The sequence below is a fragment of the Paenibacillus sp. FSL H8-0315 genome, assembly GCF_038005365.1.
Classification (GTDB): Bacteria; Bacillota; Bacilli; order Paenibacillales; family Paenibacillaceae; genus Paenibacillus_AQ; species Paenibacillus_AQ odorifer.
Window position 1 is genome coordinate 6167378 of the sequence record NZ_JBBOTA010000001.1, and the last position, 13049, is coordinate 6180426.

A 13049-nucleotide genomic window follows, 5' to 3' on the forward strand; every position below is an offset into this window, starting at 1 on the left:
AAGAAATAATATATAGGAGATGTATCCCTGATGAAACAAAATAAATATGACGATTCGAATTTCTTCTCCGCCTACCAGCAAATGCCCCGTTCTATTGGAGGGCTTGCAGCAGCAGGAGAATGGCATGTATTAAAGGCGCTTCTTCCAGACTTACATAATAAAAGTGTGCTTGATCTGGGCTGCGGCTTTGGCTGGCATTGCCTATACGCCCGTGAGCAGCAGGCGAGTTCAGTTATAGGTGTGGATATCTCTGAAAAAATGCTGCAACAGGCGCGTGAAAAAACGAACGATCCTGCTATAACTTATATCCAGCTGCCGATTGAGGACATTGATTTTGCGAGCGAGCAATTTGATGTGGTTCTCAGTTCATTGGCTTTCCACTATATTGAATCTTTTGCAGCCATCTGCCGAAAGGTGCATTCGTTTCTTAAGCCTGGCGGGAGTTTTATTTTTTCAGTGGAGCATCCAATCTTTACTTCACGTGAAGAGCAAGACTGGTATGCCGATGAGCAAGGAAACCGCCTGCATTGGCCCGTAGATCATTATCAATCAGAAGGACTTCGTGAAACTAAATTCTTAACAGAAAATGTGATTAAATACCATCGCACGATTTCCACCTACTTTAATGACCTGATTGAAGCTGGCTTTACTATTAAAGCGGTTAAAGAACCAAAGCCTTCAGCAGAAATGAGTAATGATCCATGGATGAAGGATGAGGAACGTAGACCGATGTTCCTGATCATTTCGGCTGTAAAAGAATAATCTCATGCTCACGAGTTATGTTCGAATATAGAAGCAGGGGTTGTCCTAAAAGTAGCTTTTTCTACTAAGGGACAACCCTTTTGCAATGAAACGGGTTTTCTTCATTTACACCTGTTCTCTGCTGTGCACACGATATTCTCTTGGTGACATCCCGAAACGACTTCGGAAGACCCGGTGAAAATAGGTGTAGTTCGCAAAACCACAAGTTTCTGCTACTTGCTCCAGCGGCATGGGACTGAAGGTTATCCGTTCTCTGGCCATTTCCAGTCGGACATCGTTTACATATTTAATAATACTGGTCCCAAAGGCTTCCTTAAATAAATGAACGGCCCGCGAGACGGATATACCCACAAAACCTGCTACATCTTCCAATAGAAAGGGTAGGGTTGCGTGCTCCTCAACATATTGCTTCATTCGGTATGCCAGATAACCTTTTGGAGTAATTGCTGGCTGGTCTGTAATTAGCCGGTCGATTTCCATACATAGAATTTGCAGATAGCAGGCAGATATTTCTGGAGAGAAGTCGGAAAGTCGACGGTGCTCCAGAATCAATTGGCGAAACAAGCCAAGAAAATTCTCACTAAGCGGCACACTTAGGCGAGTGGGTCTTTGTGAACGTTGCCACCATTCATCAATCCATGTTCCTCCGCAAAAGATATGATAATCTCCGCTTTCAATTCGTGGCTTGCCTACAGGGTACTCTTCTTTATCTATGATCAAATAGTAAGGATCATTTGGAGCGAATAACATAATATCCCCGCTTTCCACAGGTGACATTACACCATCGATCAATGCACGGCTTCTTCCTTCTGTTTGCAGACGTATAAGAAAGTTCTGGTTCCCTTGACTTTGAGACATATGAAAAGGCTTGCGATGAAAAGAAAATCCGGCTGATAATACGTGACAGGTAGCAGAATGAGTCATAGGTCCTCCTGGGTGTATTGAAATGATAAGCAGATTGTTCATGTTTTAATCATATTATTCATTTTAATATATACGCTTTCATATTACTATGTAGCTAAGCAATAAAGAAAGAAATCGACCATCAACGCTAGAAACAGTCGGTATTAGCTGTGCTTACAAGAATGACAGTTTAAGGAAACTGATGTGAATCAGATTAGTCAATTCTGTTACAGCATTATTGTTCAAGTGATTGTCACTACAGAAAGCTAACTTTAAATCCAATTGGAGTGATTCGAAAATGCTGAAGATAGGCCTGCAATTGTATACGCTCAGAGAAGAAATGGAACAGGATTTTGAAGGGACATTGCGTAAAGTAGCAGCCCTTGGTTATAAAGGTGTGGAGTTTTTCCATTACTTCGGCCGTAGCGCAGCAGAAGTCAAACAATTGCTTGATGAACTTGGACTAGTAGCGCTGGGTGCACATCGTCCCTATGACGCGTTGTTGAATGATACAGAGGCAGAGATCGCGTACAACCTGGAGATTGGAAATCATCATCTAATTGTGCCGTATCTGTCAGAAGAACAACGTAACTATGAAGAAGTTGCTGCGAATCTGAAGATTATTGGAGAAAAGTGTAAGGCGCGTGGAGCGGTTCTTTTGTACCATAATCATGACTTTGAGTTAACTGATCGATATGGTGACCGTACAGCGTTTGACGGTTTGTTTGAAGAGGTGCCGGCTGATTTGCTGCAAGTTGAAATGGATACATGCTGGGTACATCACGCAGGTTATGATGCCGTAGAATATATCAACAAATACGCTGGCCGGTTGCCAATCATCCATCTTAAAGATTTGAAGAAACATGAGGATGGTTCACCGGAAACGGTTGTTCTAGGCGAAGGAGAAGTAAACCTTAAAGCAATTCTTGATGCGGCTGTACAGGCAAAGGTAGAGTGGGCGGTAGTGGAGCAGGATTATTGCAGCCGTTCACCATTAGGAAGTGTAGAAGATAGTTTGAAATGGGTAAAAGCATACGCTAATCAAGGGGGAAATGTTCATGTCTAAAAAGTTGAGAATTGCTATTGTCGGTTGCGGTGGAATTGCTAATGGAAAACATATGCCAAGTTTGTCACGTCAAGCAGATGCTGAAATGGTAGCCTTTTGTGATATCGTCGAAGAACGTGCACAGGAAGCAGCAAAAACCTATGGTGCTGAAGGCGCGGCTGTATATACAGATTATCAAGAGCTTTTGAAAGCCGGAGGATTCGATATCGTGCATGTATGTACACCGAATGACAGTCACTCCGTGATCACAATCGCAGCATTGGAAGCTGGCAATCATGTAATGTGTGAGAAGCCAATGGCGAAGACTACAGCTCAAGCACAGGAAATGTTAGAGGCTGCCAAACGTACAGGCATGAAATTGTCTGTAGCTTATCAGAACCGTTATCGTGCGGATAGTGAATATCTTAAAGACGTTTGTGAAAACGGTGAGCTTGGTGAGATCTATTATGCAAAAGCGATTGCCGTTCGTCGTCGTGCGGTTCCTACATGGGGCGTATTCCTGGATGAAGAAAAGCAAGGCGGCGGTCCACTGATCGATATCGGTACGCATGCGCTTGATCTAACATTATGGATGATGGACAATTATAAACCGCGTAGTGTTATGGGCTCGACTTTCCATAAGCTTGGTAACCGTAAAAACGGCGGAAATGCTTTTGGTCCATGGGACCCTGAACAATTTAAAGTAGAAGATTCAGCATTTGGATTTATTACCATGGAAAATGGTGCTACAATTGTACTGGAATCAAGCTGGGCTCTTAATGTATCTGAATTTGGAGAAGCGAAGACGCTCCTAGCAGGTACAGAGGGTGGCGCAGATATGAAGGACGGGTTACGCTTAAATGGTGACCGTGGTGGCCGTCTATACGAGACTAAAATTGACTTGTCCGCAGGGGGAGTAGCTTTCTTTAACGGAGGACAAGAGAGTGAATCCGATCGTGAAGCTCGCTTGTGGCTTGAAGCAGTTCGGGAAGATAAAGAACCAGTAGTTAAACCTGAACAAGCCCTTGTCGTTACCCAAATTTTGGAGGCTATTTACGAATCTTCCCGTACAGGTCGTGCTGTGTATTTTGACGGAACATCAGATAACTAAACGAGAAGCAGGTGTGAAGTTCATGAGTTCAAACAGACATTCTGTAGTCATTGTTGGTTTTGGAGGAATGGGAAGTTATCACGCAGGATTGATAAAAGAGACCTCTACCTTAATCGTAGTTGGAACGTACGATGTGCTTGAAGCACGTCGTACCAATTCCAACGACGCTGGCTACAAGGCGTACCAAAGTTATGAAGAAGTATTGGCAGATTCTTCGGTCGAAATTATTCTAATTGCCACACCGAACGATGTGCACAAAGAAATTGCGATTCGTGCATTACAAGCTGGCAAACATGTCATTTGTGAGAAGCCAGTTGCTCTATCTAAGGTTGAATTTCAAGAAATACTGGCGGCGGCTGATCAAGCTGGACGTGTGTTTATGGTGCATCAGAACAGACGTTGGGATGAAGATTTTTTAACCATCAAAAAAATGTACGACGAGGAGACGATTGGATCCCTATTCCAGATCGAATCCCGCGTGCACGGAGCGAACGGAATTCCTGGTGACTGGCGTCATGTTAAGGCACAAGGCGGAGGGATGCTGCTGGATTGGGGCGTTCACTTATTGGACCAGCTATTATTCATGATTGATAGCAAAATTACCAGTGTGAGCAGTAGTCTAAGCTTTATTTTAGGAAACGATGTCGATGATGGTTTTGAAGCTATTCTGCAATTTGAGAATGGAATTAAAGCGATCGTAGAGGTTGGGACGACTAACTTTATTACATTGCCAAGATGGTATGTGAAGGGTATCGAAGGCACTGGAATTATTGAAGACTGGTCTTTAACTGGAAGATTGGTGACCAGAAATAACGCAGGTGAAAAAATCGAACCGAAGCCGATTCGTGCAGGTGTAGGACTAACTAAAACTATGGCACCTCCATCGGAGGGGGCAACGATCACTGAGGAATTACCTCAGCCGTCGGAGTTAAGCTCTAGCTTTTATGATAATTTCGCTGCTGTCATTGAGGGAACTGCAGAACCTATCGTTAAGAACGCTGAGGTTATGCGGGTACAGAATTTGATTGAAGTTATTTTTGAAGCTGCTGAGAGTAATCAAGTGGTGAAGAATTTTGATATCTACGATAAATAATAAGTAAACTATTTCCTAGAGGAGGTGGCCTACAATGAAACTTGGAGTATTTATGGTCTTGTTTGGAGGTCGTAAGCTGGAGGATGCTCTTGATTACGTAGTATCCAAAGGGCTAAAGGCGGTAGAAATCGGTACGGGAGGCAATCCTGGCAACAGCCACTGCGACCCTAAAATGCTGCTGGAGAATGAAACAGCCTTACAAGAATTCAAACATGCCGTGGAATCTCGCGGACTTACAATCAGTGCTTTGAGCTGCCACGGTAACCCATTGCACCCGCAAAAAGAACTTGCTCAAAAGGATCATGAGGATTTCGTAAACTCGGTCAAATTGGCGCAGAAGCTAGGGGTTCCGGTTGTGAATACCTTCTCTGGATGTCCTGGAGATCATGAGGGTGCTAAATATCCGAACTGGCCTGTAGCTCCATGGCCCAATGATTATCAAGAAATTCTGGACTGGCAATGGGAGAACAAGGTTATTCCTTATTGGAAAGAATGGGGTGCCTTTGCCGCTCAGCATGATGTAAAGGTAGGTCTTGAGCTGCATGGCGGATTCTCTGTACACACACCAGGTACTCTGCTGCGGCTGAGAGAAGCAGCAGGTGAAGTGATCGGTGCGAACCTTGATCCGAGTCACATGTGGTGGCAAGGAATTGATCCTGTGCAAGCGATTCATATTTTGGGACGCCAAGGTGCAATCCATCACTTCCATGCGAAGGATACCGTTATTGATCCTGTGAATGTCAATATGCACGGATTAACTGATATGCAGTCGTATACCAAGATGCTTGACCGTGCTTGGCAGTTCCGTTCTGTCGGCTTTGGACATGATCTTAAGACTTGGGCTGACATTATTAGTGCACTTCGTTTGGTTGGGTATGACTATGTGGTTAGTATTGAGCATGAAGATGGGCTGATGTCTATTGAAGAAGGTTTCTCCAAAGCTGTAAGTAACCTTCAACAAGTATTGATTGAGGAGCCACTGACAGAAATGTGGTGGGTTTAAACGAAATGGAGAGCTTCACGAAAGTTAAATTAAATGATGAACAGCTGGATATTTTGGTGAAAGCGGTTTTCGGTTCAGAAACTGCGGTTAACCTTAGTTCAGAACTTACGGGAGGCTTTTTTAATACAGCCTATGATTTGGAACTCAGCACTGGGAAATCTGTCATTCTAAAGGTTGCCCCTGCTGTAGAGACAGATACGTTAAGTTATGAGAAGAACATTATGCGAACTGAAGTGGAAGCTCTCCGTATGGTTGCAGATAAGGGTGTTGTGCCCGTGCCTGCCGTCTACCATTATGATGAAAGTCTGCTGCTTATTCCTATTCCGTATTTCTTTATGGAGAAGGTGGAGGGCCAGCCCTACAGTGATGTAAAGGAGAGTCTTTCGCTTCCGGAGAGAGACGCTATCGAAACTGAGCTGGGGCGTTACAATCGCATAATCAATGAGATACGCGGAGAACGTTTTGGCATTTTTGGAACGGATTCAGAGGAGCCAAGAGCCTCGTGGAGAGAGACCTTTTCATGCCTGATGGAAAGTGTACTTGCTGATGCCAAGAGGCTGAATGCACAGCTCCCTGCGTCCAGTGAAGAGATTATGCAGGAGGTTTCCAAGTATCTCCCTGCATTAGATGCCGTAACCGAGCCACGACTGGTGCATTGGGATTTATGGAATGGGAATGTATTTGTGAAGGATGGAGTCATCGTATCGCTGATTGACTGGGAGAGAGCCCTATGGGGCGATGTGCTGATGGAGTATTATTTTAGGCATTTTGAGAATTCTGCCAGTTTCTATAAGGGGTACGGAACAACCTACGACAGTCCGAACGAGATTCAGCGGAAGAAGCTTTATGATCTTTATCTTGATCTTATTCTTGCTATCGAATGTTATTCACGCAAATATGCAGACGAAGGTTATGTCCGTTGGACGCATGATAACTTGACTGAGGGTTGGAACCGTTTTAAAGGCAGCAGTGAATGAAGGTTATAGGTGTGAAAAATGACGTGCGAAAGCACGTCATTTTCCTGTATCTAATTAGATTGGAGGATTACCATGCAGCCGTTAAAAATACCGAGAGAACATAAGCTTCAGATTACAGCTAGTATTCAAGAATATTTTGACACAGAGCTGTCCAGTGAAATTGGGCAATTAGCCAGCGAGAACCTTCTCGATTTTATGCTCAAAGAACTTTCGCCTTATATTTACAATCAAGCGTTGGCAGATGCACGAAAAATGATTGAGCAAAAGATGATTTCTCTGGAAGAGGAGATTTATGCTCTCGAACAACCCTTATCCTCAGGCAGAAGATAATCCAAAAACACGATTAATTTTAGCGCAGATTTATAACAGTTACGTCTGGATCAGTATCAGCTTCGTAATCTACACCTTCAGTCTCGAATCCAAATAGCTGGAAGAATTCCTGTTTATAGCTATGCAGATCCGTTAGGTCGTAGATATTGTCTGAAGTAAGCTGGTCCCAGATTTCTATAACTTCTTGCTGGACTGCCGGAGACAATTCCCAATCATCTATACGGATACGCCCTTCTTCATCCACAGGAGTTCCTTTCGCTGCGTAGAGATGTTCAGCAAACAACCGATAGGTTTGCTCAATACAACCTTCATGAAGACCGTGCTCTTTCATGACTTTGTAAAGGGCGGAAATATAGAGGGGCACGACAGGAATCGCCGAGCTGGACTGTGTGACAAGACCTTTTGTGACCGCTACATAAGCTCTACCGTGAGTAACAGATAACGCTTCGTTAAGTGTTCTTGCCGTAGCTTCGAGATGGTCTTTAGCAAGTCCAATCGTTCCCTGGCGATATACGGCTTGAGTAAGCTCTGATCCGATATACGAATAAGCAATAGTGGTTGCGTGATCAGCTAATACTCCGGCTTGCTGGAGTGCTTCTATCCATAACTGCCAATCATCACCGCCCATCACCCGTACGGTATCATGAGCTTCCTTATCGGTCGCGGGTTCGATGGAGATTTGAGTGACTTCACCCGTATGAAAATTTACAGTTTTGTTGGTAAAGGTGTCGCCAATAGGTTTGAGAACAGAGTTATATACTTCACCTGTCTCCGGGTCTGTACGGCGCCCAGAAGCAACACTGTAGATGACCAAATCGACTTGTCCTAATTCGCTGCGGATCAGCTGAATCGTTCTTTCTTTGGTCTCTTTGGAGTAAGCATCTCCCGTAACGCTGTAGGATTGCAGGCCTGCAGACTCCGCAAGTTGTTCGAAGGCGGCGGAATTGTACCACCCAGCAGAGGCTGTACGGGCTCCTTTGCTGCTGCTCGGCCGATATACGCCTACTGTGCTGGCTCCAGCCCCAAAGGCGGCTGTAACCCGTGAGGCGAGGCCGTAGCCTGTGGATGCGCCAATGACAAGTACCTTCCGGGGTCCTTTGATCGCGGGTTGTGCCTTAATATACTCAATTTGCCGCTCGACTTGACGAGCGCAGCCTTGCGGATGTGCGGTTGTACATATAAAGCCACGTGTTCTAGGTTTTATGATCATAATAATAGTTTCCTCTCTTTCATGAAAAGCAGCTAATGATACGTGTTATTTCTAATTTTAACAATTTTCATTCCAATGGAGAAGGATTGTTTATCTTTCTTATATCAAATACAATGAATCCCGGGCTTTTATGAGGTTGGATTTTTGCATTTTTACTTAACTCTGTATGGTGGTGAAGTCTTGGAAAGTCAGACTAAAACAAAATTGACGGTTGAGCAGCAGGACATCCTGGTGGGTGCTGCTTTTGGAAGCCATGTGAAAATCATTCAAAGTACGGAATTGACGGGAGGTTATTTCAACGCAGCTTATGACCTCCTATTGTCAGATGGCAGAGCTACGATCCTTAAAATATCGCCATCCGATGAGACAGACACGCTAAGTTACGAGCACGATATCATGGCTACAGAGGTTGCGGCAATGCAGCTAATGAAGTCTAAAGGAACGGTACCTGTGCCTGAGGTATACGCTTATGATAACAGCAGAAATTTAATATCTAGTGACTTTTTTTTCATGGAGAAAATAATCGGCCAGCCCTATAATGAAATTAAGGAAGAGCTTAGTCCGCAGCAAAGAAGTTGTATTGAGGAAGAATTAGGTCGTTATAGCCGGATTATCAATGAGATTCAAGGGGATCATTTCGGATTATTTAATGTATCCTCGAAGATAAAGGGGACTTCTTGGCGGGAAACCTTTCAAAATTTGATTGGCAACCTCCTTGATGATGCTCGGCGCTTAGAGGCAAAGATGCCCATTCCTTTAGAAAAGATTGAGGCGGAGATCAACAGCCGTATACATGTGATGGATGTGGTCACTGAGCCACGTTTAGTTCACTGGGATCTATGGGATGGGAATGTGTTTGTACGAGAGGGAAGCATTGTTGCCTTAATCGATTGGGAACGGGCGTTATGGGGCGATCACCTTATGGAATATTATTTTCGCTATATTGAGGATTCTGAGCATTTCTGTAGAGGTTATGGGGACAGCTTTGATAGCCCTAATGAATGTGTACGCAAAAAGCTCTACGACTTATATATCGATTTAATTTATTTCATTGAGTGTTATTCGCGTAAATACGATAGCCAAGGCCATTTCCAGTGGGCACAGGATAATCTGCTGGAAGGTTGGGAACGTTTCATGGGTTAGGACATTTTCAGCAAGATTACAACATAAGAAGGTAAGGAGGCTGAGCAGGAGAAGGGAGAGGATTCTCATGTTTGAGTGGCTAAGTGTACATATAGATATCGTAAGTTTGCTGTGGCTGTTGCCGATCCTATTTATGTTTCATGATTTTGAAGAAATATTAACGATTGAAGCATGGGGGGCAAAGTATAGAACCAGGTTAGAGGACGCAATTCCTTCGTTTATGCGCAAGACGTATCATTCGATGTTACAAATGACTACACGTAATTTTGCAATGGACGTATTATTCGTGTATATTTTTATAGTGACGGTAACTTGTATTGCAGTATTCTTTTCTAATTACTTATTGTACTTGGCAGTGCTTGCGGTATTTTTCTTACATGTATTTACTCATCTAGGACAGACGATATATTTAAAGATATATACACCAGGGGTAGTTACAGCAGTACTAGTAGTTCTTCCCTATTCTCTTTATGCGTATTATCGACTATTGAATGACAACTTGGTATCCCTTGGAGATATCGGATGGTCTCTGCTGTTAGTTCTTTTGCTGCTTCCGCCAATATTGTGGTTGTTAGTGAAGAATAGAACTCGCATTAAACAGAACTAGTACATAAGGCTGCTGCTGGCCATATCTTTTTCAGAAAAATCTTGACTAGAACCCTTAGAACTAGATAAAATAATACTTATTGCTTACAACTTGGTGAGAATCATTATCATAATTGACGAGGAAATGAGAGGGTGACAAGATGGAGCGCCTTTTAGAGGTAAAAGATCTAGCGATATCATTCAAAACACACGGTGGAGAAGTACAAGCGATCCGTGGTGTTAGCTTCCATGTAGATAAAGGTGAAACTCTAGCGATAGTTGGGGAATCCGGTTCCGGTAAAAGTGTAACTTCACAAGCGGTAATGAAGCTAGTTCCAACGCCGCCAGGAGAATATAAACGTGGACAAATTTTATTTGATGGACAAGATTTGATCGGTAAGACTGAGAAGCAAATGCAGAAGATTCGTGGTAAAGAGATCGGTATGATTTTTCAGGATCCGATGACTTCCTTGAACCCGATGATGAAGGTCGGCAGACAAATTACTGAAGTACTGCACAAACATGAGAAAATCTCCAAAGAAGCTGCCAATAAACGTGGGGTTGAACTGCTTACGCTAGTAGGTATTCCTTCACCAGAGCGCCGCTTCAATCAATATCCGCATGAGTTCAGTGGCGGTATGCGTCAACGTGTCGTTATCGCAATGGCACTTGCAGCAAACCCTAAGCTTCTGATTGCGGATGAGCCAACTACAGCGCTCGACGTTACCATTCAGGCACAGATTCTTGACCTGATGAAGGAATTGCAGAAGAAGATTGATACGGCGATTATTTTTATCACCCATGATCTTGGTGTTGTAGCAAGAATGGCGGATCGTGTAGCAGTAATGTATGCCGGACAAATTGTTGAAATGGGAACTGCAGAAGAGATCTTCTACGATCCAAGACATCCTTACACTTGGGGATTGCTTGCATCCATGCCAAGTTTAGAGAGCAAAGGTTCTTTACTTACCGCGATTCCTGGTACCCCTCCAGATTTGATCAAACCGCCTAAGGGTGATGCCTTCGCACTTCGCAGCACCTATGCGATGCAAATCGATATGGAGAAAGAGCCTCCAATGTATAAGGTTTCGGATACCCATATGGTGAAGTCTTGGTTAATGCATCCGATGGCACCTAAGGTGGAACCACCAACAGTCGTTAAGAATAGACAACGTATACTTAAGAACGCTTATCCAGAGCCAGTTTTAGTGCAAGAAGGCGCTAAGTAAGCAACTTGTTTTAACTAAATAATAAGAGGAAACGCTAGGCCATTTAGTTGGCTTAGCGTTTTTTTTATTTTCTACAATGTTCACTATTATTTAAATAAATATGAATTAATACGAACTTAATTAAATAAAAGGGTTGACTATTTATCGTTTTCATCTCAAAATGAAAAGGCATACATAGGGGGTATAACGATGAAGAAGATAATTATTACTACTTTACTTAGTGTTTCATTATTAGCTGTAACCGCGTGCAACAACGACACGGCTAATTCTGGCAACACAAACAGCGGACCTGAGCCTGTTCAGCCTGTCTTCAAGAATGTTTCTGTACATGATCCTTCCATTATTTTGGCTGATAATAAGTACTATGTGTTTGGCTCGCATTTGGCTTCTGCTAAATCCGACGACCTGATGTCCTGGACTCAATTGTCCTCTGGAGTTGTTGATGGAAACGTACTCATCCCGAATGTCAAAGAGGAATTAAAAGAGGCCTTAACCTGGGGAAAGACGGACACTTTATGGGCACCGGATGTCATTCAATTGGCGGATGGTAAATATTATATGTATTACAACGCGTGTAAAGGTGATTCCCCGTTATCAGCACTTGGTATAGCCGTGTCAGACCATATTGAAGGACCTTATAAGAACAAAGGGATCTTCTTAAAGTCAGGTATGGTAGGTGTAGGCGATGACGGAGAAACTTATGATGCCACACAAAAGCCGAATGTTGTAGATCCGGATGTGTTCTTTGATAAAGAAGGCAGATTGTGGATGGTGTATGGTTCTTATTCCGGTGGTATTTTTATTATGGAACTGGATACAAGCACAGGATTCCCACTGCCAGATCAAGGTTATGGCAAAAAGCTTCTAGGCGCAAATCATGCGCGGATAGAAGCTCCCTATATGCTGTACAGTCCTGAGACGGATTACTACTACCTTTTCCTATCCTACGGGGGGCTGGCTGCTGATGGCGGATATAACATCCGTGTAGCTCGCTCGAAGACACCTGATGGACCTTTTGAAGATTCTGAGGGCCAAGATATGATCGATTCACAGGGCACAGCTGGCGTATTGTTTGATGATCCTGCTTATGCTCCTTACGGAGTTAAACTCATGGGGAATTTCGAATTCCTGAATAATGACGATGAGCTCCCAGTAAGTGGGGAAGGATATGTATCACCAGGACATAACTCCGCATTTTACGAAGAAGAGACTGGCAAGTATTATTTGCTCTTCCATACACGGTTCCCGAATCGTGGTGAAAAGCATGAGGTTAGAGTACATCAGATGTTCATGAACGCTGATGGCTGGCCGGTGGTCGCACCACACCGTTATGGTGGCGAGACCATTGATAAATATACGAAAGAGCAAATTGCAGGCGAATACAAATATGTGAATCATAATAAAGAGATTACGGCAGATATCGTGCAATCGGAGCTAATTCAATTGACGAAGAGTGGTAAAATCAAAGGCGCAGTAAAGGGCAAGTGGAAGCTTATCGACGATCATACTGCAGAGTTAACGATAGGTGGTTCTACTTATAAGGGTGTGTTCCTGAAAGAGTGGAATGAAGCTACAGCCAGTAATGTTATGACGTTCACCGCGGTTTCTAATGAAGGGATCTCTATCTGGGGAAGTCATGTATCACCTTCGGAATAAGA

At 43.5% G+C, this 13049-nt stretch carries 13 protein-coding genes; 11 read left to right on the top strand and 2 right to left on the bottom strand.

The window, feature by feature from the left end; all coding sequences use genetic code 11:
- Positions 1-30 precede the first annotated feature (30 nt).
- Positions 31-762: a class I SAM-dependent methyltransferase gene (locus MHB56_RS26810; RefSeq protein ID WP_076218191.1), complete on the top strand. Its 732-nt coding sequence runs from the start codon at positions 31-33 to the stop codon at positions 760-762.
- A 105-nt stretch (positions 763-867) separates the two neighbouring features.
- Here the strand turns inward: MHB56_RS26810 and MHB56_RS26815 are convergent, their stop codons facing one another.
- Entirely contained in the window at positions 868-1686 is an 819-nt protein-coding gene (locus MHB56_RS26815; protein ID WP_076135544.1) for an AraC family transcriptional regulator, read from the bottom strand.
- A 277-nt stretch (positions 1687-1963) separates the two neighbouring features.
- On the opposite strand from MHB56_RS26815, the gene MHB56_RS26820 reads away from it, so the two are divergent.
- From MHB56_RS26820 to MHB56_RS26845, 6 genes are all read left to right on the top strand, one after another.
- On the top strand, positions 1964-2731 hold the full coding sequence (locus tag MHB56_RS26820) for a sugar phosphate isomerase/epimerase family protein (RefSeq protein WP_341144205.1): 768 nt from the start codon (positions 1964-1966) through the stop codon (positions 2729-2731).
- Complete coding sequence (locus MHB56_RS26825) at positions 2724-3821, top strand: Gfo/Idh/MocA family protein (RefSeq protein ID WP_036686323.1); 1098 nt, start codon at positions 2724-2726, stop codon at positions 3819-3821. Before MHB56_RS26820 ends, MHB56_RS26825 begins: the two co-directional genes overlap by 8 nt.
- A 22-nt stretch (positions 3822-3843) precedes the next feature.
- Positions 3844-4914: a Gfo/Idh/MocA family protein gene (locus tag MHB56_RS26830; RefSeq protein ID WP_076125969.1), complete on the top strand. Its 1071-nt coding sequence runs from the start codon at positions 3844-3846 to the stop codon at positions 4912-4914.
- Between the two features lie 34 nt (positions 4915-4948).
- The gene (locus MHB56_RS26835) at positions 4949-5917 is read left to right on the top strand and encodes a sugar phosphate isomerase/epimerase family protein (protein WP_076101695.1); all 969 of its coding nucleotides are present in this window, start codon (positions 4949-4951) and stop codon (positions 5915-5917) included.
- Positions 5905-6894, top strand: a complete 990-nt coding sequence (locus MHB56_RS26840; protein ID WP_280752794.1) for a phosphotransferase family protein — start codon at positions 5905-5907, stop codon at positions 6892-6894. The genes MHB56_RS26835 and MHB56_RS26840 overlap by 13 nt, the downstream gene beginning before the upstream one ends.
- A gap of 72 nt (positions 6895-6966) precedes the next feature.
- Positions 6967-7224 (top strand): DUF2164 domain-containing protein, encoded by a 258-nt coding sequence (locus MHB56_RS26845; RefSeq protein WP_076125970.1) that lies wholly within the window; start codon positions 6967-6969, stop codon positions 7222-7224.
- A 19-nt stretch (positions 7225-7243) separates the two neighbouring features.
- On the opposite strand, the gene fabV is transcribed toward MHB56_RS26845, so the two are convergent.
- Entirely contained in the window at positions 7244-8434 is a 1191-nt protein-coding gene (gene fabV / locus MHB56_RS26850) for an enoyl-ACP reductase FabV (RefSeq protein WP_341144206.1), read from the bottom strand.
- A gap of 180 nt (positions 8435-8614) precedes the next feature.
- On the opposite strand from fabV, the gene MHB56_RS26855 reads away from it, so the two are divergent.
- The 4 genes from MHB56_RS26855 to MHB56_RS26870 all read left to right on the top strand — a co-directional run bounded on the left by MHB56_RS26855 (position 8615) and on the right by MHB56_RS26870 (position 13047).
- The gene (locus tag MHB56_RS26855) at positions 8615-9577 is read left to right on the top strand and encodes a phosphotransferase family protein (protein ID WP_076301956.1); all 963 of its coding nucleotides are present in this window, start codon (positions 8615-8617) and stop codon (positions 9575-9577) included.
- 67 nt (positions 9578-9644) lie between these two features.
- Positions 9645-10184 carry an HXXEE domain-containing protein gene (locus tag MHB56_RS26860; protein ID WP_076125975.1) on the top strand — a complete coding sequence of 180 codons (540 nt, stop codon included), beginning with the start codon at positions 9645-9647 and terminating at the stop codon, positions 10182-10184.
- A gap of 139 nt (positions 10185-10323) precedes the next feature.
- On the top strand, positions 10324-11391 hold the full coding sequence (locus MHB56_RS26865; RefSeq protein ID WP_076135552.1) for an ABC transporter ATP-binding protein: 1068 nt from the start codon (positions 10324-10326) through the stop codon (positions 11389-11391).
- A 183-nt stretch (positions 11392-11574) separates the two neighbouring features.
- Positions 11575-13047 carry a glycoside hydrolase family 43 protein gene (locus MHB56_RS26870; protein WP_428323520.1) on the top strand — a complete coding sequence of 491 codons (1473 nt, stop codon included), beginning with the start codon at positions 11575-11577 and terminating at the stop codon, positions 13045-13047.
- Positions 13048-13049 lie beyond the last annotated feature (2 nt).

What these genes read in the sequence shown, in the direction of transcription:
- MHB56_RS26845 (WP_076125970.1), top strand. Translation starts at nt 6,967, where the DNA reads ATGCAGCCGTTAAAAATACCGAGAGAACATAAGCTTCAGATTACAGCT.
- MHB56_RS26865 (WP_076135552.1), top strand. Translation starts at nt 10,324, where the DNA reads ATGGAGCGCCTTTTAGAGGTAAAAGATCTAGCGATATCATTCAAAACA.
- MHB56_RS26835 (WP_076101695.1), top strand. Translation starts at nt 4,949, where the DNA reads ATGAAACTTGGAGTATTTATGGTCTTGTTTGGAGGTCGTAAGCTGGAG.
- MHB56_RS26820 (WP_341144205.1), top strand. Translation starts at nt 1,964, where the DNA reads ATGCTGAAGATAGGCCTGCAATTGTATACGCTCAGAGAAGAAATGGAA.
- MHB56_RS26860 (WP_076125975.1), top strand. Translation starts at nt 9,645, where the DNA reads ATGTTTGAGTGGCTAAGTGTACATATAGATATCGTAAGTTTGCTGTGG.
- fabV (WP_341144206.1), bottom strand. Translation starts at nt 8,434, where the DNA reads ATGATCATAAAACCTAGAACACGTGGCTTTATATGTACAACCGCACAT.
- MHB56_RS26810 (WP_076218191.1), top strand. Translation starts at nt 31, where the DNA reads ATGAAACAAAATAAATATGACGATTCGAATTTCTTCTCCGCCTACCAG.
- MHB56_RS26815 (WP_076135544.1), bottom strand. Translation starts at nt 1,686, where the DNA reads ATGACTCATTCTGCTACCTGTCACGTATTATCAGCCGGATTTTCTTTT.
- MHB56_RS26825 (WP_036686323.1), top strand. Translation starts at nt 2,724, where the DNA reads ATGTCTAAAAAGTTGAGAATTGCTATTGTCGGTTGCGGTGGAATTGCT.
- MHB56_RS26830 (WP_076125969.1), top strand. Translation starts at nt 3,844, where the DNA reads ATGAGTTCAAACAGACATTCTGTAGTCATTGTTGGTTTTGGAGGAATG.